Source organism: Paraburkholderia phytofirmans, from assembly GCF_046028095.1.
Taxonomy (GTDB): Bacteria; Pseudomonadota; Gammaproteobacteria; order Burkholderiales; family Burkholderiaceae; genus Paraburkholderia; species Paraburkholderia phytofirmans_A.
Genome location: NZ_JAQQDJ010000002.1, coordinates 581,760 through 602,230, shown reverse-complemented (window position 1 = coordinate 602,230; position 20,471 = coordinate 581,760). Strand labels below are relative to the sequence as shown.

Genomic DNA, 20,471 nt, shown 5'->3' with positions numbered 1-20,471 from the left:
ATTGCAACGGCTATGCCATGCACCCTCAAACCCTTATGGCGCCGTGATAGTCGCTGCGGCGCACTAGGTTGGGGCCTCCTTCGCAGCACGCGTTGATTCGAATTCGACACGTGTTCTGGAGCCCTGCGATGCGCCGTAGCAAGGTATGCGCGGCCGTCTGCACGCCGGGCAGGCAGCACGTCCCACGCGTGGCCGGGCGTTGCGTCGCATCCCGGCAAATAGGCCGACGCTTCGGAACCCTACCTGGTGGCGTACGCACCTATGCCCAATGTGTCGCACGCGTGAGACAAGGCAAATCCCGACCTACAGTTCCGTTTGACATTTGCCGTAAAACGAATTGAGGCGCTATGTTGGATGCCACGCATAGCAGGACTTGACCGTACATTTTTGACCCGCAAGGACATAGGCGTATCGTAAAAAACGTTTCTGAATCCAGACTTGTTTGTATGGCGCTCCAATGCGGTTTCGCTTATCGTTAAGCCCATGCGCCAACAAGAGCGCCTGTATCAGGCCAACGAGGTTAAAAACGGTTTGAGTGATTCGGGGAAAAGATCGCGTGACGGTTACAACGGTGAACACCGTTTCCGCCATTCGTCCGATATGTAGCACCTCGCGGTTTGCGCCGCCTGCTCCATGCCCCCCGAGATTGCCGCTATCGTGAATCGTGACCGCCGGGCTGGGAGGAGCAGAACCCCAAAGCGGTGGATCAATCCATGTCCGGGCCCGCGCAAGCGGACCGGCTGGCTCCGTTGGCCGGAAGCCGGCGTCTTGCCGGTCTGTCGCGTACGTCGCAGAACAGTCCTGAGAGTTGCATCAAACCGGGGGTAACATGAACACGACTTGCACGCCTGTCGACACGGAACGCACCGTTCTGTATGTGTCGAATTCGCCGGATCAGAAACTCGCCGCTTTCCTGGCGGCTTCTGGCTGGCAAGCGGTGCATGCCAAGAGCACGGCCGTCGCCGAGCGTATGCTCGAGCGCGGCAACATCAAGGTCGGCCTGGTCGAACTGCCTGGCGACTGCACGTCCCAACATCTGTCCGCGCTGGCGTCCTGCATGCGGCGCGTCGAAACCAACTGGGTCGCCCAGATCGCTCCGGGTCAGGCGGAAAACGAACTGGTCAGCCGCTTCATCCTCGACTACTGCTTCGACTTCGTGACGCGGCCGTGGCTCAACGAGCGGCTCGTATTCGCGCTCGGCCATGCGCATGGCCTGTCGAGCCTGCGGCATGTGGAAGTCGCGCCGGAGCCTTCGGCCGGCCGGCACGGCATGGTCGGACAATGCGAGGCGATGCAGCAGTTGTACCGGCGCATCGACAAATGCGGCGTGACCGACGCGCCGGTGTTCGTCGCCGGCGAATCCGGCACGGGTAAGGAACTGACGGCCAAGGCGATTCACGAACGCTCGCCGCGCGCCGGCCGCCCCTTCGTCGCGATCAATTGCGCGGCCATTCCGCCAAGCCTGCTGCAAGCCGAACTGTTCGGCCATGAACGCGGCGCGTTTACCGGCGCGCTCCAGCGCAAGATCGGCCGGATCGAGAGCGCGCACGAAGGCACGCTCTTTCTCGATGAAATCGGCGATATGCCGCATGAATGCCAGGCGGTCCTGTTGCGCTTCCTGCAGGAAGGCACGATCGAACGGCTGGGCGGCAACGGCCCGATCAACGTCAATGCGCGGGTGATTTCGGCGACCCACGTTGATCTGGACAAGGCGGTCGAAGACGGGCGCTTCCGCTCCGACCTGTATCACCGCCTATGCGTGCTGCGTCTGGTCGAGCCGCCGTTGCGCGAGCGTGGCGGCGACATCAAGCTGCTCGCCAACTATGCACTGAGCATGTACAAACAGGACGGCGCGCGCAAACTGCGCGGCCTGTCGAGCGATGCGATCGTCGCCATGTCGAACTATCCGTGGCCGGGCAACGTGCGCGAGCTGATCAACTGCGTGCGCCGCGCCGTGGTGATGAGCGAGGGCCGCTTTATCACGGCCAGCGATCTGGGTCTGCCGGAAGCCGACAACGGGCCGGCCGTGACGCTGGCGGAAATCCGCAGCAAGGCCGAGAAAGACGCGATCGAACACGCTTTGCAGCGGCATGGCTACAAGTTGTCCGAAGCGGCGGCCGAACTCGGCATTTCGCGGGCCACGCTGTATCGGCTGATGCACGCCAACCGGCTGCATCAGGAGCCGGCGGCCGGGCGCGCTTCCAACACGGCCGGCGGAGCGGATGCCGATGGCGAGGCGGAGCGGCGGGCGCCTTCGCTGGTGTGAGCGGGTAAGTTCGGCGTCGGCTTTCGCGTTGCCTGTTCTTGCGGGCCCGGTGCGGACCCCGCCGGCTGGAGGTCAAGGGCTGCGCACGCCGCCACTCCACGCGCACCATGGCGCGCAATGGCGCGACTCGATCCGTCGGCAGCATCGCCCGCATCCCTCGCGCCTTTCGCCGATGCGTCGGCATTGCTATGCTGAAGGCCGTTCATCCATCCTCCGGGAGCGGACTTGGCCGACCCGCACGCACCGGCGCCACAGCGCCGTTCCCCGTCCGTGCTGCCCGCGCAGGCCAGCCCGTGCGATGCGCTCGTCATCCGCGCGCAACCTACCAATCTCGTCCACCCGTGCCGGCGTAAAAAACTCGCGCTGGCCGCGACCATCCTCGGTTCGAGCATGGCCTTCATCGACGGCTCCGTGGTCAACGTCGCGTTGCCGTCCATCCAGAGCGAACTGGGCGCGAGCGTGGCGGCGATCCAGTGGGTCGTCGACGCCTATCTGCTGTTTCTCGGCGCGCTGGTACTGGTGGGCGGCTCGCTCGGCGACAAGCTCGGCCGGCGCACGGTGTTCATCGCGGGAATCGGGCTGTTCACGCTGGCCTCGATCGGCTGCGGCCTCGCGCCGGGCGCCGCCGCCCTGATCGCGGCGCGCGCCGTGCAAGGCGTGGGCGCGGCGCTGCTGGTGCCGAGCAGCCTCTCGATCATCGGCGCGGTGTTCGACGACAAGGAGCGCGGCCAGGCGATCGGCACCTGGGCCGGCGTCGGCGCGATCACCTCGGCGCTCGGGCCGGTGGCGGGCGGCTGGCTGGTCGATGCGTTTTCGTGGCGAGCCATCTTCTTCCTGAACGTGCCGATTGCGTGCGCAACGGTGGCGCTGGCGGTCATGGCCGTGCCGGATAGCCGGCAGGACGATGAGGGAAATCCGTCCACGCTTGCCGGCGCGACCACCGGACACGCGGCGGCCGGACTCGACTGGCCGGGCGCGGCTACGGCCACCGCCGGACTCGCCGCCCTGACTTACGGCCTGACCCTTGCCTCGGCGCGCGGCTTCGGCGACCGCTGGGTGCTGGCGTCGATCCTCGGCGGCCTGCTGGTGCTGATCGCCTTCGTCGCGCTCGAAGCGAGAACCCGCAATCCGATGATGCCGCTCGACGTGTTCCGTTCACGCGACTTCGTCGGCGCCAATCTCGTCACGCTGCTGCTCTACTTCGGCTTGGGCGGTGCGCTGTTCTTCCTGCCGTTCACGCTCATCCGCGCTTACGGGTACAGCGCGACTCAGGCGGGCGCGGCGTTGCTGCCGGTGCCGGTAATCATCGGCCTGCTGTCGCGCTTCACCGGCGGCCTGACGAGCCGCTACGGCGCGCGGGCCTTGCTGACCGCGGGCCCGGTCGTCGCCGCGGCCGGCTTCGCGATGCTCGCGCTGCCGTGGGTACGCGGCGACTACTGGCGCGGCTTTCTGCCTGCGCTGGCCGTGCTCGGGCTCGGCATGACCGTCACCGTCGCGCCGCTGACGACGACCGTGATGACCTCGGTGTCCGCCGCGCGCACGGGCGTCGCTTCGGGCATCAACAACGCGGTGGCGCGGGTGGCGAGCCTGCTGGCGATCGCGGTGCTGGGAATCGTGTTCGTGTGGTCGCACGACGCGGCACTCGACGCGCGGCTCGATGCGCTGCATGTGCCGCAGGCAGCGCGCGAGGCGGCGAGCCTGGCGCAGATCGGCATGGATGCGGGCGCGGCGTCGCCGGCCGCTGGGACCGGTGCGCCGGAAGGGAAACTGAGCGGCGCAGATGTGACTGCGGCGCACACCGAAACCGACGCGGTCCACACAAACGTGGATACAACACGGACGCAGCCCGAAGTGGCGCGGGCACAAGCCGACGCCCTAGGCGCGGCATTGCGCGCGGTGGCGCTGGTGTCGGCGTTGTGCGCGCTGGCCGGGGCGGCGCTTGCGTTCTTGACGATCCGCTCGCAACGGCCGCGTTAGCTGCGCGGCGCCTGATTCACGCCTCGCGCACGGTCACCCATCCACAGTTCAGACCGCGCTGAAACATCGCTGCCCGGCGCGCTCCATACTGCAGTCACGGTGCTTCACACCACGACCTTCGACTAAACCGGGAGCTTGTACATGGCAATTACCTGCTTCATCCGCTATCAGATCGATCCGTTTCAGCGCGATGCCTTCGACGAGTACGCCCGCAACTGGGGTCGCATTATCCCGCGCTGCGGCGGCCATCTGATCGGCTATTTCCTACCGCACGAAGGAACCAACGACATTGCGTGGGGCTTGATCGCGTTCGACAGTCTCGCGGCCTATGAAGCGTATCGGGTGAGACTGCGCGCCGATGCCGAGGCACGCGACAATTTCAAGCTGGCCCAAACGAAGCGCTTCATTCTGCGCGAGGAGCGCACCTTCACCGAAGTCGTGGAAGGCACCTTGGGTGTGCCGCCGGTGCGCATGACGGCGGCGACGGAGTGATGGCGAGGCGGTGGTCGTAGCGGCGGCAGCGGCATTTGCGCGGGTGGAGCGGGTGCGAGTGCGATTGCAGAGAAGTTTGCAATCGCGCAAGCGCTCCTTCGCAGAGGCGAGATGAGCGGGAATTCCGGCGCGTCGCGGCCGGCATGGGACAATGCGGCTCTTTCCGACAGGCAGGTTTTTTGCTACCGCAAGATGCCGCCGCACGGGGGCTTGCCGGTTTTCCGGCACCTCGCGCCAAGGCCGCCCAAGGAACTTGTGCGACGCAACGCGTGTCGGTTCATGGTCACGCCGCCGAACCTGTCCGTATGTATCGGCCCAGCCTTCCGCATCTGTCCCCCGCTTTACACCCTATGCGCAAACTATTCCCAATCTGGCTTTTCTTCCTTCTCGCTTTCGTCGCCGCGCCGGTTTTCGCCGCCACCGCGCCGGCCACGCCCGCATCGTCGGCTTCCGGCGTCGGCGTCACGCTGACGCCCGAGCAGGCCCGCCAGGCGCTCGCCGTTCTCAATGATCCCAAGCGCCGCGCGCAAGTCGCCGACACGCTGCAGGCCATCGCCGCCGCCGGCGCGCTGAGCGCGCCGCCCGCTTCCGCGCCCGCGGCCGCCTCGGCGCCCGCTGCGGCAAGCGGCGCCGCCGCGCTCGTGCCGGCGGCGTTCAAGTCCAACGGCCTCGCCTCGCAACTGGCCCGTCAGGGCGCACACTGGGCCGTCCACCTCGGTACGTCGTTGCGCAGTTCGATCGCCGCGCTGCTCGACGTCGCATCGGTCCGCGCCTGGTGGAACTGGCAATCGACCAACCCGCAAGCGCGCGCCGTGCTCGGCCACGTCGCCTGGTCGCTGCTGGCCGCGCTGATTCCCGCGCTCGTGCTCGAATGGCTCGCGCGCCGCCTGCTGCGTCGCGCCTACCGGGCGCTGGCCGCGCGCCGCGAACTGGAAGACGAAGACGACGCCGCGCGCGCCGACCTCCCCGTCGACGTCGCGCCCCAACCCGCCGACGCGCCGAACGCCGCGCCACCCTTGCCCGTTTCGCCGGCATCGCCGGTAAGCGCGGCGCAGGCACAAGCCGAGGCCGTGCCGCCGGGCACCTCGGCCGCCACGAAGGCCAAAGGCAAGGTCACCGAAGCCAAAGGCAAACAGAACGCCAAACATCACTGGACGCTCCTGCGCCGCCTGCCGCGCGCGCTCCTGACGATGGTGCTGCGGCTGTTGCCGCTGGTGGTGTTCGTCGGCGCGGCGAGCGCGCTGATGTCGATCTTCACCGACGACGGCACGCCGCAAGACCGCGCGCTCGATTCGCTGGTCGACATCTACGTGCTGTGCCGGGTGATCGTGATCGTCAGCGGTTTCTTCCTGCAACCGGCCGCGCCGCGTCTGCGCCTGCTGCGCATGAGCGATGCGTGGGCCGCCTTCGTGCAGCGCTGGGTCGTGCGGATCGTCAGCGTGGTGGGCGCGGGTTCCGCTGTCGCGGAGATCGCGCAGTCGCTCGGCCTGAACGACGCGGCGCATCTCGCCCTGATGAAAGTGGTCGCGCTCGCCGGCCACGTCATGATCTCGATCCTGGTGCTGCAATGCGCGACCCCGGTCGGTGAACTGATCCGCAAGCGCGTCGCCGAGCGCAAATCGCTGGAGATGTTCGGCAACGTCTTCGCCGAAGTCTGGGCGTGGGCCACCGTGTTCGTCGTGATGGCGCTGTGGTTCATCTGGGCGCTCGACGTGCAGAACGGTTATCACACGCTGCTGCACCTCGGCGGCATTTCGCTGGCGGTGCTGGTGGGCGCGCGGGTCGTGTCGATCGTGGTGTTCGGTGCGCTCGCCCGGCTCTTCAATGTGCAGGACGACGCAACGAAGTCGCTCGTGCATCAGCACGCGTACCGCTATTACCCGCTGCTGCGCCGGGCGGTGGCGTGGATCATCGGCATCGTGACCGCGCTCGCGCTATTGCAGGTGTGGGGCGTGCATGTGGTCGACCTGTTCCGTACGGGCACGATCGGGCACCGGCTCGCATCGGCGATCATCACGATCGGCGTGGCCGCCGTGATCGCGCTGCTGGTGTGGGAAGGCGTCAATGTCTCCGTCGAACAGCGGCTGGACCGCTGGACCACCAGCGGCGACCTGGTGCGCGCCGCGCGCTTGCGCACCCTGCTGCCGATGCTGCGCAGCGCGCTCTTCTGCGCGATCGCTCTGGTAGTGGTGTTGACCGGTTTGAGCGAACTCGGCGTGAACATCGGGCCGCTGCTGGCGGGCGCGAGTATCTTCGGCGTGGCGCTCGGTTTCGGCTCGCAGAAACTGGTGCAGGATTTCATCACCGGCATTTTCCTGTTGATGGAAAACGCGATGCAGGTCGGCGACTGGGTCACGCTCGCGGGCGTGTCCGGCACCGTCGAATATCTGTCGATCCGCACCGTGCGGCTGCGCGGCGGCGACGGCTCGCTCTACACCGTGCCGTTCAGTTCGGTGTCGACGGTGAACAACACGAATCGCGGCATCGGCAATGCGGCGGTGAAGGTCAACATCGTGTTCGGCCAGGATGTCGATCTCGCCATCGACACCTTGAAGGAAATCGGCGCCGCCTTGCGCGAAGACGACAAGTTCAAGGACGGCATTCTGTCGGACTTCAGCTTCTGGGGCGTCGATGCGCTCGACGGCTCCGCCATCACGCTGGCCGGCCAGATTCAGTGCCGCGACAGCGCGCGCTGGGGCGTGCAGCGCGAATTCAACCGGCGCATCCTGTTCCAGTTCCAGGAGCGCGGCATCGAGATCGCGAATCCCCAGCGCAATCTGTTGACGTGGGATCCGGAAAGCGCACCGGCCAGGATCGAAGCGGATGACGTGCACAAAGACGCACCCGGCTCATCTAACGCAACGCAGGACGAACCGCCCGCTGCGGCGCCGTCCGCCGACGCCGCCGATGCCCCCACCAAAGCCGACGCGCCGGTGGAAGACCAGTTGCCCGTCGATCCTAAGCCGGCTGGCGGCCCAGGAACGCCAGCAAATCCTGGTTCAACCTCTCCGCATGAGTGAAGTAAAAGCCGTGACCGGCGCCTTCGTAGACATGCAGTGACGCGCCGGGTATTAGCGCGGCGGTGGGCCGCCCGGTCAGTTCGAGCGGCGCCGACGCATCGCGATCGCCATGCAGGACCAGCGACGGCACCTCGATCCGCGCCAGTTCCGCGCGAAAATCGGTGATGGTCTGCACGCGGGCCAGTTCGAGCATCGCCTGATGCGAGGTTTGCAGCATCATGCGGATCGTCCAGTCCATCGGCGCGCGCGACACGCCGGGCCCGAAATACGGCGCCGCATTCGCCTCGATCCAGTCGGGAAACGAGCGGCTCAGCGCGCGGCCGCCCTGCTCGAACAAGGCGGCGTCGATGCCGTTCGGGTTGTCGTCGGTCTTCAGCAGATACGGCGTCGCCGCGGGCGCGACGAACGCGACCCGGGCGACGCGCGCCGAACCGTAACGCGTCAGGTGGCGGACCGCTTCACCGCTTGCAATCGAATGTGCGACCAGCGTGACGCCGCTCAGATCGAGCGCGCTCAGCACGCTTTCCAGATCGTCGGCGAGCGTGTCGAAGTCGTAGCCGCGGCCGGGGTCGCTCGAACGGCCATGCCCGCGCCGGTCGTACGCGATGCAGCGGCAATCGAGGCGCGACAGCGGTTCCATCTGGTATGCCCACATGTCGGAATTGAGCGTCCAGCCTGAGAGGAAGACGAGCGGCGTGCCCTGCCCCCAGTCGCGGTAGAAAAGGCGCGTGTTGTCGGCGGTGCGGATGGTGTTCGGTTCGTCGGCGAGATAGGGGGCGGTTGCGTTCATGGAAGCCTCGTTGCCTGTGGTGGGAATCGTGATGCCGTGCCGCCACTGTGCCGGGCGGCGGTAGGCAGGTCGATTACCTGAGAGGTAAAGAGGCGCTGCTGAAGCGCAAAGCTTTCGCGCTATTTATTGCACGTCCCACCAGCGCGGCAGCAAGCGCCGCACCTCTGGCCGCCGATAACGGTCGTCGATCAGATGCACCACACCCTGGTCCTGCTCCGTGCGGATCACGCGCCCGGCCGCCTGCACCACTTTCTGCAAGCCGGGGTACAGATACATGTAGTCGTAGCCGTTGCCGAACCTCGTCTCCATCGTGCGACGCATCTGTTCGTTGATCTCGTTCATCTGCGGCAAACCGAGCGTGGCGATGAACGCGCCGATCAATTGCTGGCCGACCAGATCGACGCCTTCCGAAAACGCGCCGCCGAGCACCGCGAAGCCCACGCCCTGGTTCATGGTGCGAAAGCGCGCGAGAAACGCGTCGCGCGCCGTTTCGTCCATGCCGGGTTCCTGCGCCCAGACCGGCAACTCCGGATGGCGCTCACGCATCAGCGCGACCACGCGCTGCAGATACTCGAAGCTGCTCAGAAAGCCCAGATAGTTGCCCGGTTGCGCGGCGTATTGCTTCGCGATCAGATCGACAATCGGCATCAGGGAACGCTCGCGGTCGCGCCAACGCGTCGATACGTTGCCGGCCACGCGCACCTGCAACTGCTCGGCGCGAAAGGGCCCTTCCACGTCGAGCCATTGAGTCTGTTCGGGCAGGCCCAGCGTGTCGCGATAGAAATGATGCGGGTTCAGCGTGCCGGAGAACATCACCGTGGTGCGCGCGGCCGCGTAACGAGGCGCGAGAAACGGCGCGGGAATCACGTTGCGCACGCACAGCGTAGCGTTCGTTTTGTCGCGCGGCGCGTAACGGTCTGTGGCGAGCGTGATATCGAAGATCGAATGCTCGCCGAACTGCTCGGCCAGCGCGACGAAATGCATCGCATCGAAGAAAAAACGCAGCGACGCTTCGTCGATGGAAAGCGGTGCTTCCGCCAGTTGATCCGTGACGGCGCCGATCAGATTCTGCGCGGCCGAGAGCAGTTTGCCGGGGACCTCGGCGTAGACCTGATAGGTCGCGGTCTGTGCGCGTTTGACGGCGCTCCACTCGCGTTGCAGCCGCTCGAGCGGCTTGCGCAAGGTGGCCGGCGCCGTCTTGCGCGCGAGCCGGAACGCGGCCTGATCGAGCGACGCGCTATACATGCGCCGCGCGCGGTCGAGCAGGTTGTGCGCCTCGTCCACCAGCACGCCGACACGCCACTGGTTGATCTGCGTCAGCGCGTACAGCATGGCGCTGCTGTCGTAGTAGTAGTTGTAATCGCCGACCACCACGTCGGCCCAACGCGCCAGTTCCTGCGCCAGATAGTACGGACAGACCTCGTTGGCGAGCGCCGCTTCGCGCACCGCCGCGCGGTCGAGCCGCGGACCGGCCAGCGCCGCGCTGCGGGCCGCGTCGAGCCGGTCGTAGAAGCCGCGCGCGAGCGGACAGGATTCGCCGTTGCAGGCTTTGTCGGGATGCTCGCAGGCTTTGTCGCGCGCGACCAGTTCGAGGGTTCTCAACGGCAGACGCGCGGCGCCTCGATGGAGTGTTTCGATCGCGTCCAAGGCCAGCGCGCGGCCCGGCGTCTTGGCGGTCAGAAAGAATATTCGCTCGATCTGGTCCGAAGCGCATGCTTTGAGCAAGGGGAAAATCGTCGCGAGCGTTTTGCCGATGCCGGTCGGCGCCTGCGCCATCAGAGGCTTGCCGTCACGCGCCGCGCGATACACCGACACCGCCAGCTCGCGCTGCCCACTGCGAAACTGCCCGTGCGGAAACTGCAGCGCGCCGAGCGCCGCGTTGCGCGCGGCCCGATGCGCTTCTTCCTGCGCCGCCCAATCGAGAAAGCACTCGCATTGCTCGACGAAGAAAATTTCCAGGTCGCGCGCGGTGTGCGTTTGCGTCAGCAGTACCTCTTTTTGCGTGCCGATATCGAAATACACCAGCGCTACGGTCAGCTCCGTCAGCTCGCGCGTCCGGCACAGCAGATGACCGTAGACGAGCGCCTGCGCCCAGTGCAGCGTGCGGTGATTGGCCGGCATGCGTTCGAGATCGCCGCGATGCGTCTTGACCTCTTCCACGCGGTTCGCGACGGGATCGTAGCCGTCGGCGCGCCCGCGCACGGTAAGGTTGCGGTGCGTGCCGGTCAGCGTGATCTCGGTTTCGTAGCCGCTCGCGCGCCGGCCCGCGACGGTCACGTGGCCCGCCATGCCTTCGAGCAAGGTCGGCGCCGGCGTGAAGCGCAGATCCAGATCGCCACGCCTCGCGGTGAACTCGCACATCGCCCGCACGGCGACCGTGTAGGTCATGCGCGGGCCTCGGGGGTGGGGGTGATGCTGGTTTTGGTGGCGGGCTTGGTGGCGACCTCGATAGTTGCCTCGGCGGCGACTTCGGCGGCATCTTCCGCCGCGCCACCTTCCGCGACTGCCGCTTCATCGACCCAGCGCACATCGAGCACGCGCACTGGTATGCCGTGCTGCGCGCAATACGCGAGCCAGCGAATCTGGTTGTCCTGCAAGCGATCGCCCGGGCCCTTCACTTCGATCAACTCATAGCGGCGTTCGGCCGGCCAGAAGCGAATCAGGTCCGGCAAACCGGACCGGTTGCCGCGCACGTCGCACAGCAAGCGTTCGAACCACAGCTTCAGATGCGCGGCCGGCAGACAGTCGAGCGCCAATGCAACGAGTTCCGGCGTGAGCAGCCCCCAGAACACGAACGGCGATTGCAGCCCTGCCTTGCCATGCAGATGCCGCACAATCGTCTCGCGATAAACACCGCTATCGAGTTGTTCGAGACACGCGGCGAACTGCTCAGCGCGGCGCGCATGAAAGTCCGGCGCGTGCAGATCGGCTGGTCCGCGCTGGAACGGATGAAAAAACGCGCCGGGCAACGCCGCGAAAACCGGCTCCCAACACAACAACCCGAACAGCGAGTTGATCAGCGCGTTCTCGACGTAGTGCACCGGCGCGGTCTCGCACGTCAAATGATCGCGGGTCACGTATTCGACCGGCATCGGCGCCTCGGGTCGCGGCAACACGAGCGTGCTGCGCTCGACCGGGCGAGCGGCAGGCACGCGCGCGACCGGTTCGCCGCGCTTGCGCTGCAAACGCGGCAGCATGCGCGCGACGCGTTGCGCCTCTTCTTCGCTCTCCGGCGCGGCGGCGGCTTGCGAGGCCAGCGCGAAAGCATCGTCGAAACGCTCGCTGCGTTCCAGCACGCGCATGCGCCGATGACGCGCGCCGGGCCACCCGCAACGCTCATAAACGGCGAGCGCGGCCGCCCAGTTCTGCCGACGCTCGCACAGGTGACCGATGCGGAACAGCAGTTTCGCGCGTCGTGTTTCAAGCCAGGGGTTGGCAGTTTCAATGGCGGCGACAGTGGCGACGAGCTCGTCGATTGCGACGGCTTCCGTCTCGCCACCGGGTAGCCATTCGAGCGCCTCACGGCACGCGTGCAACGCGAGATAGACGTCGACGTCCGCGCGCTGCTGAAACGCGCGCGACGAAGGCGCGAACGCCACTTTCTCGTACTGGAACACACCGAGATCGGCGAGCACGAACTCCGACCACTCCTGCTGCAAATTGCCGAAGAACATCAACCGCAAGCGTTCGCAAAGCGGCGCGATCGCCACGTGAAAAACGCGGTCTTCGGTTTGGCCGTGCCATGCCGAAAGTGGACGCGCCATGGCGTCTTGCTCGTCGCTTTCGCTTGCATAAAACGGGCGCAATGTTTCCAGCAGATCCGGCTTGCGCAGGCTCTTTGCGCCCGGAATCATCGCGATGGCATCCGCGAAAATCTCCATCAACTCGGGACGCGTGGTAAGCGCGAACAGTTCGTCGAGCGTGAGTCCCGGTTCGGTGTCGACCCAGCCGAGCGCCGCGATCGGCGCGGCCGCCTGCAACGGGCAGCCGATCTCGTCGTAAGACAGGCGGCTTGCGCGAAACAGCGTGCCTTTGCGCATCAGCATGCGAACCAGCAGCGCGCGCGATGACTGCGGCAACGCGGCGAACTCGCGCAGAAACGCTTGCTCATGCGCGTCGAACAGATCGTCGTAACGCTGCGCGAGCCACGCGAGGGCGCGCTCGAAGTTCAGCAGATAGTAGAGAGCGTAAGGAGATGCAGCTGTTGCCACGGACTTTCATGAAACCTGTATGTTTATACAGTGATGATAGCAAAATCCGTGGCGAGGCCGGCCAGATTGCCCGAAGGCAACGTCATGGCGCGGCGCCGACGTACTCCCATTCGAATCCGCCGGCGGCCCGCCTCACCCGCCCAGCCGATGTCTGCGGGAAATGCGCGGTGAAGAGTGTGGCGTCGCGATCGGCCGCGTAGTTCAGCACCCACCGCCGCGAGTCGCGCGCCGATGCCGCATCGAGGCAGAACGTCGAGTTCCATTCCGGCCGGTAGACCTGGATGGGGTTATGCATCACATCGCCGGTAAAAAGCGCCTCCTCGCCGCGCGAGCGGATCGAGATCGACATATGGCCGGCGCTATGCCCCGGCGTGGGATGAAACACGATACCTTCGCGCCACGTGCCGCCCTCGGCGGGAATCGTCACGGCTTGGCCTGATTCGATCACCGGCACGACGCTGTCTTCGAAGACCATGCGGCGGCTATCGCCCGCCGGGGTCGCGAAGAAATCCTGCTCTACCTGCGGAAACACGTATTTCGCGTTCGGGAAAGTCGGCTGCCAGCGGCCGTCGAGCCACTGCGTGTTCCAGCCGACGTGGTCCGCGTGCAGATGCGTGAGCAGCACCTCGTCCACCTGCGTCGGCAGGATACCCGCGTCGGCGAGGCGCTCCAGGTATGGGTTGTTGAGCTGATGGAACAGCTTGCTGAACGGCCTCTCCTTGAAATTGCCGATGCCCGTGTCGATCAGCACCGTCAGGCCGTCCATCTGCACGACCCAGGTGTGCACGCTCAGCGTCACTTCGTTGCGTTCGAGATCGAGGCTCGCCTTCGACAGACGGCGGCTCAATTCATCGGCCGCGGACGGCGCCCACTCGGGATAAAGCACGGCGGGCGCCAACGGAAAACAGGTTTCGCTGACGCGGGTGATGCGCGCGTCGCCTACCCGGTGCGTAACAACCTCGGTCGGCATGATGTGACTCCGTGAAAAGTGCCGCGGCAGCGAATGGGTGGTTATGTCACGCTGCCGCGATGAATGGCTTTACTATCGCAAATCCATGGCTTGCCGGCCAATGCCGTTTTCTGCGTGCGGCGATGCCTTGCGGGCATCGGGATGCGAGCTCCGTTATGCACCGGTCCACTCGGGCGCTACCATGCAAGCTTGCTTCATGCTCCGGTTCACGCAGACATCGCGACGCAAGCCGCACTATGCTCCGGTTCACGCAGACATCGCGACGCAAACTGCATCATGCGCGAGCCAACCCAGGCGTCCGGCGAGCCGCTACTCCGTAAAGCAGCGCGCTAAGCGCGGCCGCCACGCCGCCGACGCACGCCAGCGCCACGCCCAAACCTTCGCTCTGCCCGCCGAGCCGCTCGTTGATGAAGCCGACCGCGAACGGCCCGACTCCGCCGCTGATCGCGTTGGTGAGGAACACCAGCAAGGCAATCGAACGCCCGCGCATACGATTCGGAATCGCGATCTGGATCGGCACCGGCGCCAACGCCATCGCGACACTCGCCGCAAACGCGCAGGCGCCGTACAGGACCACGGCGATATGCACGTCGCCGACGAGCGGCATCGCAATCGCGGCCGGCACCAGCAACACAGCCGCCGACGCCGACAGCGCCAGCACCTTGCGCACGGCGGCGGCATCGCTGACGCGCCCTGCCAGCCAGCCCGCGCTCAGCACACCGAGTATGCCGCCGAACATATAGGCCGGCGCCGCCATCTGTCCGACTACGCGCGGCGTCAGATGAAAATGACGGATCAGCAGCGTCGGAAACCACGCCGCGTGCGAGTAGAACAACGTGATCAGCGCGACATAAGCGGCGAAGTACGGGAGACAGAAGCGGTTCTTCACGAACAGTTCGCGCAGCACGTCTTTCAGCGGCGGCGTACTGTCCTGCGCGGCCTCCGCTACGAAAGCGGCCGATGACACATGGTCAGTCGAAACGACACCACGCGCGGCCGGCTCGACGGCGCTCGCCCCAACCGAGGAAGACAAGCCCCGCCGTTGCGGCTCCCGCACCGACAACGCAACGATCGCCGCAAGCGCGAGCCCCGGCAATCCGACCGCGACGAACACCGCCTGCCATCCGCTCAAACCGGTGCCCGCGAGCCACGCAGCGCCCGCGCCGTGCTCGATCGAACCGAGCAGCATGCCGCCGCCGAACAGCGCGACGCCACCGCCGATATACGGTCCCAGCATGAACACGCTGCTTGCCCGCGTGACTTTGCGCGGCGGATACAGATCGCTGAAGATCGACAGCGCGGCCGGGCTCAAGCCCGCTTCCGCGATCGCCGTGCCCGCGCGCGCCGCGAGCAGTTCGCCGAAGTTGTGCGCGAACCCGCAAAGCGCCGTCGACACGGCCCAGATCGCCACGCACACGGCGATCAACCGCACGCGATTCGAACGGTCGATCAGCCGCGCGATGAACACACCCGCCGTCGCATAGCACAGCGTGAACGAAAACCCTTGCAGCAAGCCGATTTGCGTATCGGTGAGCGCCAGCGTTTCCTTGATCGGCTGCACGAGAATGCTCACGATCTGCCGGTCGAGATACGAAAACGCAAAGCAGACGAAGAACAGGACGACGACGTAGCTGTGGCCACGGCGCGCATCGGCGTCGTCGGCAGTGGACACGGTGGTGACTGCATTCATGGCGAATCTCCGGCTGGTTTCGGTTCGATGGACGGGGTCATTGCCATTGCGCATCCGCGGCCAGCACGGCGATGCAGTCGCCCGGCTCGACGCGTGCAAACGAACGCATGCACACCACCACGCCGTCGCCCGCAAAACGGATTTCCTGCGGTTCGCTCCACGGCGCGTATGGATCGAATACCCGCGCGGCCAGTTGATCTTTTTTGACCTGATCGCCGAGCCCGAACACCGGTTCGGCCACGCCCGCCCGCGAGGCGAACACGTAATGCCGCGCGCCTTCCACTTTCAACCAGCGCGTGTCGTGCCGCGGCGCGGGCGGGCGATCGTCGGGCGTGACACCCAGCGTGTGCAGCACACGCCGCAGACCGTCCTCGACAATCGCGACGCCGTCCGGATCGCAGGCCGCATAGCCGCCGAATTCGCCGCACAGGAACAGCTTGCCGTGCCGTTCGACGGCCGCGCCATATGTACGGTCCTCGCCGAGCAGGTCCATGAGCATGGTTTGCGGCGCGGCAAACGCCTGCACGAGGCGCCGGTATTCGGCGCGGCGCGAGGCGTCGGCAGGCGGCGCCGCGAGCAAGGTCGGCAGATGATTGAACGACGCGCCGCCCGCGTGCAGATCGATCACCACGTCGGCGCGCGGAAACAGTTCGGTGTCCGCATAGTGCGCGATCATCTCGGTGATGTGGCCGTTGCGCGCGCCGGGGAAAACGCGGTTCAGATTGCCCTTGTCGATCGGCGAGGTGCGCGAGCCGTTGATAAAAGCCGGGAAATTCAGCGCCGGCACGACGATCAACCGGCCTTTGATCGACATCGACGGCAAGCGCCGGAGCAGTTTCATCAGCGCGACGGGGCCTTCGTATTCGTCGCCGTGATTGCCGCCGGTGAGCAGCACCGTGGGGCCGTCACCGCCCTTGAGCACGGTGATCGGAATCGGGATGTGCCCGTACGCGGAGCGGTCGTGCGAATACGGCACGCGCAACGTGCCGTTTTGCAGGCCGGGGCGCTCGTAGTCGATGTCGGTGGAAATCAGCGATTGTGTGGACGGCATGGTTGTCTCCCGATAAGAAAGCGGGCCACGGCGCTGTCGTCGGATGACGCGCCGAGGTCGTGCATTCAATATCGTCGAGGCAAAAAACCAGCGCCAATGCCGATTTTTAGGGAAGCCGATGCCTTAAAGGCATCGCGGCGACGCATTGCAGCGGTTCACTTCTGCGCCTTGAGCAAGGCGATGAACTGCGCGAGCGCGGGATTGCGGTGCTGCTCGTGATACGCAAAATGCAGCGGCAGCGCGATCGACAGATCGGACAGCGCAAGGAATTGCACCAGCGCCGGCGGCCGCTCGCGATTGGCCGAGTTGACGATCGCCGCGCCCACGCCCGCCGAGACCAGCGAGAGAATCGCGGCTTCCGTCGACACTTCCTGCACGACATCGAGCGTCAAACCGGCGCGCTCGCACGCGCCGATCAGGCGGTCGTAATAAGCGGGATAGACATGGCGAGGAAACGTGATGAAAGGCTTGCCGGCCAGTTGCGCGGCGCGCACCGTCTTGCGCCGGCCGAACGACCATGCGGCCGGCGCGGCCAGCACTACGCCGTTTTCGAGCAAAGGCAAGCTGACGAACTGCTCGGGCAGCGCGCCGAAGTGATAGATAAAGCCGCCGTCGAGTTGGCCCGCTTCGATCGCGTCCAGTTGCTCGGGCGTGTTCATCGGCGTGAGTTCGATGGCGACTTGCGGCGCCGTCTGCTGAAATGCTTGCAGCGCATTCGGCACGAGGCCGCCCCACACCGCGTTTTCGACGAACCCCATGCGCACGTGACCCGAGACGCCCGCCGCGATTCGTTGCGCGACGCGCGCGGCCGACTCGACCTGCCGCAGAATGCCGCGCGCCTCGCGCAAATAGGCGTCGCCCGCGAGCGTCAGCTTGAGGCCGCGCGGCGTGCGCTCGAATAGCGCGACGCCCAAGGTTTCCTCGAGGTCCTGGATTTGCCGCGAAATGGCCGGCTGGGTCACGTGAAGCTGCTCGGAGGCGCCGCGTACGCTCGCGTGCTCCGCAACGGCGACGAAGTATCGGAGATGCCGGAGTTCCATGTCAGCAGAGTGGCAGGCTTATCGAACGGGATGCCGCATTGTGCCATTCGATCGTGCCGCCGCTACTGCATTTTCATACCGCCGCGAGCCACACTACCGTCAATGAACGCACGCCTTGCGCACCGCGAATCAGCACGCCTTCGATATCCGCCGTCGCCGACGGTCCGGTGACGAGCGCCGCGTAACGCGCGTCGCGGAAATCGTCACGCCGGTACACGTCCTGCAAGCCGTCGATCAGTTGCGCCGGATCGAGCAGCACGACCAGATGCTGCACGATGTAGCCCAGCGCGTTGACCACGTACTCGCGTTCGCTGAACCACACCGAGCCGGTTTCGGCGACGCCGAAGCGCGCCCGCACCACGCCGACGTCGATATCCTGTAGCGATGCGGGTTCCGTGTCGGCGGTGAGCGCGCGCGTGCCCGGCACCTCAGCGGTCGCCGAGGCCACCGACGCCTCAGCGCCGAAGCGTTCGCGAATCAGCCCGCTCACATCGGTCGCGGACATGGCTTCGACGCAGGTGCCACCCATCGCCTGCAAAGCGGCCGTAAAGCGCGCGCGCAGGTCGCCACCCGCCGCATCGAAGAGCGGCACCTCGGGCCGTGGCCGCGACGGTGGCTGTGCCTGCCGCACCTTGTCCAGAAAAGCCTCACGCGTTGCCATTGCCGTCTCCACGATTCTTTTTGTACCAGGCGTGGAAGGTCAGCTTCGGCGCCTCCGGCAACTCGCGTTGCTTGCCCCAGATGTTGAGCGGGTTATACAGCACGAAATTCGGCAGCCGCCGCAGCGCGCTGCCCATCGACGACACCGTCGCGCGATACAACGTTGGACTCGCCAGCAAACGCCCCGCCATTTTCAGCACTTCCTGCTTCACGAACGGCACTTCATGGCGCTCGGCGATCACCGTGCGCCACTTATAGATCTGCTCGTGAATATTGATTTTCACCGGACACACGTTGGTGCAACTGCCATTGAGCGTCGACGCAAACGGCAACGCGCTATAGCGCTTCAGATCGAAAGTCGGATTGATGATTGCGCCGATCGGCCCCGAGTACGTGCCGCCGTACGACAGGCCGCCGCTGCGCCGGTACACAGGACAGGTATTCATACACGCGCCGCAGCGGATGCATTTGAGCGAGTACCAGAAGTCCTCCATCGCGAGCCGCTCCGAGCGGCCGTGATCGACGAGGATGAAATGCATCTCCGTGCCCGGACGCGGCGCGCGGAAATGCGAGGTGTATTGCGTGATCGGCGAGCCGAGCGCGCTGCGCGACAGCATGCGGATGAACACGCCGAGGTCCGACACTTTCGGAATCAGCTTCTCGATCCCGATCGACGCGATATGCAACGGCGGCACATTCGCCGACAGATCCGCATTGCCTTCGTTCGTACACACCACGACCGTGCCGGTCTCCGCCACCGCGAAATTGCAGCCGGTCATGCCGGCGGTTTTCTCGCGCACGAAATACGGCCGCGTGTTCATCCGCTGGCTTTCCGCGAGATAGTGGATGTCACTGTTCTTCGGATCGGTGCCGATGGTGCGGCCGAACAGTTCGGCGACATCAGCGCGCAGTTTATGGACCGCGGGCACCACCATATGGCTCGGGTCCTGATGATCGAGTTGCTGAATGCGTTCGCCCAGATCCGTTTCCATCACCGTGATGCCGCGCGGTTCGAGATACTCGCGCATCTTGCATTCGTCGGTGAGCATCGACTTGCTTTTGACGAGCGTGGTCATGCCGTGCTCCGACATGATCTTATGCACGAGCGCGTTGTGCTCTTCGGCGGTGGCGGCCCAATGGACCGTCACGCCGTTCGCCTCGGCGGCCGCCGCGAACTGTTCGAGATACTGCGAGAGGTTCGAGAGCGTGTGCTCTTTAATACCGGATGCGAGCTCGCGCATCGTCTCCCATTCGGCGATGCCGTGCGCCTGCACGTCGCGCTTCTCACGCAAATCCCACAGACGTTTGTCATGAAACGCCACGTGCTCGGTTTTCTCGATGAAAGCGCCCGCGGCTTTCGCGTGATCGATCCGGTTGCTCATGCGCGTGCTCCATTGAGAACCTGCGCGATATGGATGAAGCGCGCGTCGGCTTTCATGCGTTCCGCGCAGCCTTGCTGATGCATCAGGCACGACATGTCGCCCGAGACGATGTATTCGGCGCCGGCGTTCAGATGATCGCGCACCTTGTCCTGCCCCATGCGCACCGACACCGGCTCTTCGGTGACGGAGAACGTGCCGCCGAAACCGCAGCATTCGTCGGGCCGCGCCGGCTTGACGAACTCGATGCCCTTCACGCCTTCGAGCAAGGTACGCGGCTTCGAAAACGGCGTACCCGCCACTTCCGAAATCGATGCTTCCTTCAGATGCCGCAACGCGCTGCAACTGTTATGCAAGCCCACGCGATGCGGAAACTCGGCCCACGGAAATTCACGCGCGCCGACCACGTCGTGCAGAAACTCGACGAGTTCATACGCGTTCGCGCGGACCTGCTTCACCTCGTCGGTTTGTTCGAGCGCGGTCAAATGCTCGCGCACATGATGGATGCAACTCGCCGACGGCCCGACGATGTAGTCGTATCCCGCGAAGTTGCGCGCGAACACACGCTCAGTGCCGGCGGCCTCGGCATGCGCGCCGCTGTTGGCCATCGGCTGGCCGCAGCAGGTTTGCTCCTGCGGATAGTCGACCTCGATGCCGAAGCGTTCGAGCAATTCGAGCGTGGCGATCCCCACTTCGGGATAGAACGCGTCGATGAAGCATGGGATGAACAGGGCGACTTTCATAGGCTCTTTGAAAGAAAAAGCAGCAGCCGGCGATTCACCTACTCTACTGCGGAATCGCGTTGGAAAACGAGTGTGGCGCGGTGAAGGCGTCTGCCATTTGACAGAGTTTCAGCCGCTTTAGCCAGACTGGTAAGGTTGGTCTGACCAAGAATATAAGGAAGTCGCGAAAGCGTGTCAATGGC

Annotated in this window: 14 protein-coding genes; 4 read left to right on the top strand and 10 right to left on the bottom strand. The window is 65.5% G+C overall.

Annotated elements, in window-relative coordinates; all coding sequences use genetic code 11:
* Positions 1-829 precede the first annotated feature (829 nt).
* The 4 genes from PQR54_RS07195 (at position 830) to PQR54_RS07180 (ending at position 7,755) form a co-directional block, all read left to right on the top strand.
* Entirely contained in the window at positions 830-2,266 is a 1,437-nt protein-coding gene (locus PQR54_RS07195; RefSeq protein WP_408244703.1) for a sigma 54-interacting transcriptional regulator, read from the top strand.
* Between the two features lie 225 nt (positions 2,267-2,491).
* Complete coding sequence (locus tag PQR54_RS07190) at positions 2,492-4,243, top strand: MFS transporter (RefSeq protein ID WP_408244702.1); 1,752 nt, start codon at positions 2,492-2,494, stop codon at positions 4,241-4,243.
* A 141-nt stretch (positions 4,244-4,384) separates the two neighbouring features.
* On the top strand, positions 4,385-4,735 hold the full coding sequence (locus tag PQR54_RS07185) for an NIPSNAP family protein (protein ID WP_408244701.1): 351 nt from the start codon (positions 4,385-4,387) through the stop codon (positions 4,733-4,735).
* 350 nt (positions 4,736-5,085) lie between these two features.
* Positions 5,086-7,755 carry a mechanosensitive ion channel family protein gene (locus tag PQR54_RS07180; protein ID WP_408244700.1) on the top strand — a complete coding sequence of 890 codons (2,670 nt, stop codon included), beginning with the start codon at positions 5,086-5,088 and terminating at the stop codon, positions 7,753-7,755.
* Here the strand turns inward: PQR54_RS07180 and PQR54_RS07175 are convergent.
* The 10 genes from PQR54_RS07175 to PQR54_RS07130 all read right to left on the bottom strand — a co-directional run bounded on the left by PQR54_RS07175 (position 7,694) and on the right by PQR54_RS07130 (position 20,289).
* Positions 7,694-8,545, bottom strand: coding sequence for an alpha/beta fold hydrolase (locus tag PQR54_RS07175; protein ID WP_408244699.1), 852 nt, complete (start codon positions 8,543-8,545; stop codon positions 7,694-7,696). The two genes, PQR54_RS07180 and PQR54_RS07175, sit on opposite strands and share 62 nt — an antisense overlap.
* Before the next feature lie 123 nt (positions 8,546-8,668).
* The gene (locus PQR54_RS07170; RefSeq protein WP_408244698.1) at positions 8,669-10,933 is read right to left on the bottom strand and encodes an ATP-dependent DNA helicase; all 2,265 of its coding nucleotides are present in this window, start codon (positions 10,931-10,933) and stop codon (positions 8,669-8,671) included.
* The gene (locus PQR54_RS07165) at positions 10,930-12,756 is read right to left on the bottom strand and encodes a VRR-NUC domain-containing protein (protein WP_408244697.1); all 1,827 of its coding nucleotides are present in this window, start codon (positions 12,754-12,756) and stop codon (positions 10,930-10,932) included. Before PQR54_RS07165 ends, PQR54_RS07170 begins: the two co-directional genes overlap by 4 nt.
* An 82-nt stretch (positions 12,757-12,838) precedes the next feature.
* Positions 12,839-13,726, bottom strand: coding sequence for an MBL fold metallo-hydrolase (locus PQR54_RS07160; protein ID WP_408244696.1), 888 nt, complete (start codon positions 13,724-13,726; stop codon positions 12,839-12,841).
* A 274-nt stretch (positions 13,727-14,000) separates the two neighbouring features.
* Complete coding sequence (locus tag PQR54_RS07155) at positions 14,001-15,416, bottom strand: MFS transporter (protein ID WP_408244695.1); 1,416 nt, start codon at positions 15,414-15,416, stop codon at positions 14,001-14,003.
* A 37-nt stretch (positions 15,417-15,453) separates the two neighbouring features.
* Positions 15,454-16,467 carry a succinylglutamate desuccinylase/aspartoacylase family protein gene (locus tag PQR54_RS07150; RefSeq protein ID WP_408244694.1) on the bottom strand — a complete coding sequence of 338 codons (1,014 nt, stop codon included), beginning with the start codon at positions 16,465-16,467 and terminating at the stop codon, positions 15,454-15,456.
* 155 nt (positions 16,468-16,622) lie between these two features.
* Complete coding sequence (locus tag PQR54_RS07145) at positions 16,623-17,507, bottom strand: LysR family transcriptional regulator (protein ID WP_408244693.1); 885 nt, start codon at positions 17,505-17,507, stop codon at positions 16,623-16,625.
* Positions 17,508-17,580: 73 nt separating this feature from the next.
* On the bottom strand, positions 17,581-18,168 hold the full coding sequence (locus PQR54_RS07140; RefSeq protein ID WP_408244692.1) for a LutC/YkgG family protein: 588 nt from the start codon (positions 18,166-18,168) through the stop codon (positions 17,581-17,583).
* Positions 18,155-19,549, bottom strand: coding sequence for a lactate utilization protein B (locus PQR54_RS07135; protein WP_408244691.1), 1,395 nt, complete (start codon positions 19,547-19,549; stop codon positions 18,155-18,157). Before PQR54_RS07135 ends, PQR54_RS07140 begins: the two co-directional genes overlap by 14 nt.
* Positions 19,546-20,289 (bottom strand): (Fe-S)-binding protein, encoded by a 744-nt coding sequence (locus PQR54_RS07130; RefSeq protein WP_408244690.1) that lies wholly within the window; start codon positions 20,287-20,289, stop codon positions 19,546-19,548. Before PQR54_RS07130 ends, PQR54_RS07135 begins: the two co-directional genes overlap by 4 nt.
* Positions 20,290-20,471 lie beyond the last annotated feature (182 nt).

Coding starts and splice junctions, on each gene's coding strand:
- PQR54_RS07195 (WP_408244703.1), top strand. CDS start 830: ATGAACACGACTTGCACGCCTGTCGACACGGAACGCACCGTTCTGTAT.
- PQR54_RS07185 (WP_408244701.1), top strand. CDS start 4,385: ATGGCAATTACCTGCTTCATCCGCTATCAGATCGATCCGTTTCAGCGC.
- PQR54_RS07180 (WP_408244700.1), top strand. CDS start 5,086: ATGCGCAAACTATTCCCAATCTGGCTTTTCTTCCTTCTCGCTTTCGTC.
- PQR54_RS07175 (WP_408244699.1), bottom strand. CDS start 8,545: ATGAACGCAACCGCCCCCTATCTCGCCGACGAACCGAACACCATCCGC.
- PQR54_RS07170 (WP_408244698.1), bottom strand. CDS start 10,933: ATGACCTACACGGTCGCCGTGCGGGCGATGTGCGAGTTCACCGCGAGG.
- PQR54_RS07160 (WP_408244696.1), bottom strand. CDS start 13,726: ATGCCGACCGAGGTTGTTACGCACCGGGTAGGCGACGCGCGCATCACC.
- PQR54_RS07155 (WP_408244695.1), bottom strand. CDS start 15,416: ATGAATGCAGTCACCACCGTGTCCACTGCCGACGACGCCGATGCGCGC.
- PQR54_RS07150 (WP_408244694.1), bottom strand. CDS start 16,467: ATGCCGTCCACACAATCGCTGATTTCCACCGACATCGACTACGAGCGC.
- PQR54_RS07145 (WP_408244693.1), bottom strand. CDS start 17,507: ATGGAACTCCGGCATCTCCGATACTTCGTCGCCGTTGCGGAGCACGCG.
- PQR54_RS07140 (WP_408244692.1), bottom strand. CDS start 18,168: ATGGCAACGCGTGAGGCTTTTCTGGACAAGGTGCGGCAGGCACAGCCA.
- PQR54_RS07135 (WP_408244691.1), bottom strand. CDS start 19,549: ATGAGCAACCGGATCGATCACGCGAAAGCCGCGGGCGCTTTCATCGAG.
- PQR54_RS07130 (WP_408244690.1), bottom strand. CDS start 20,289: ATGAAAGTCGCCCTGTTCATCCCATGCTTCATCGACGCGTTCTATCCC.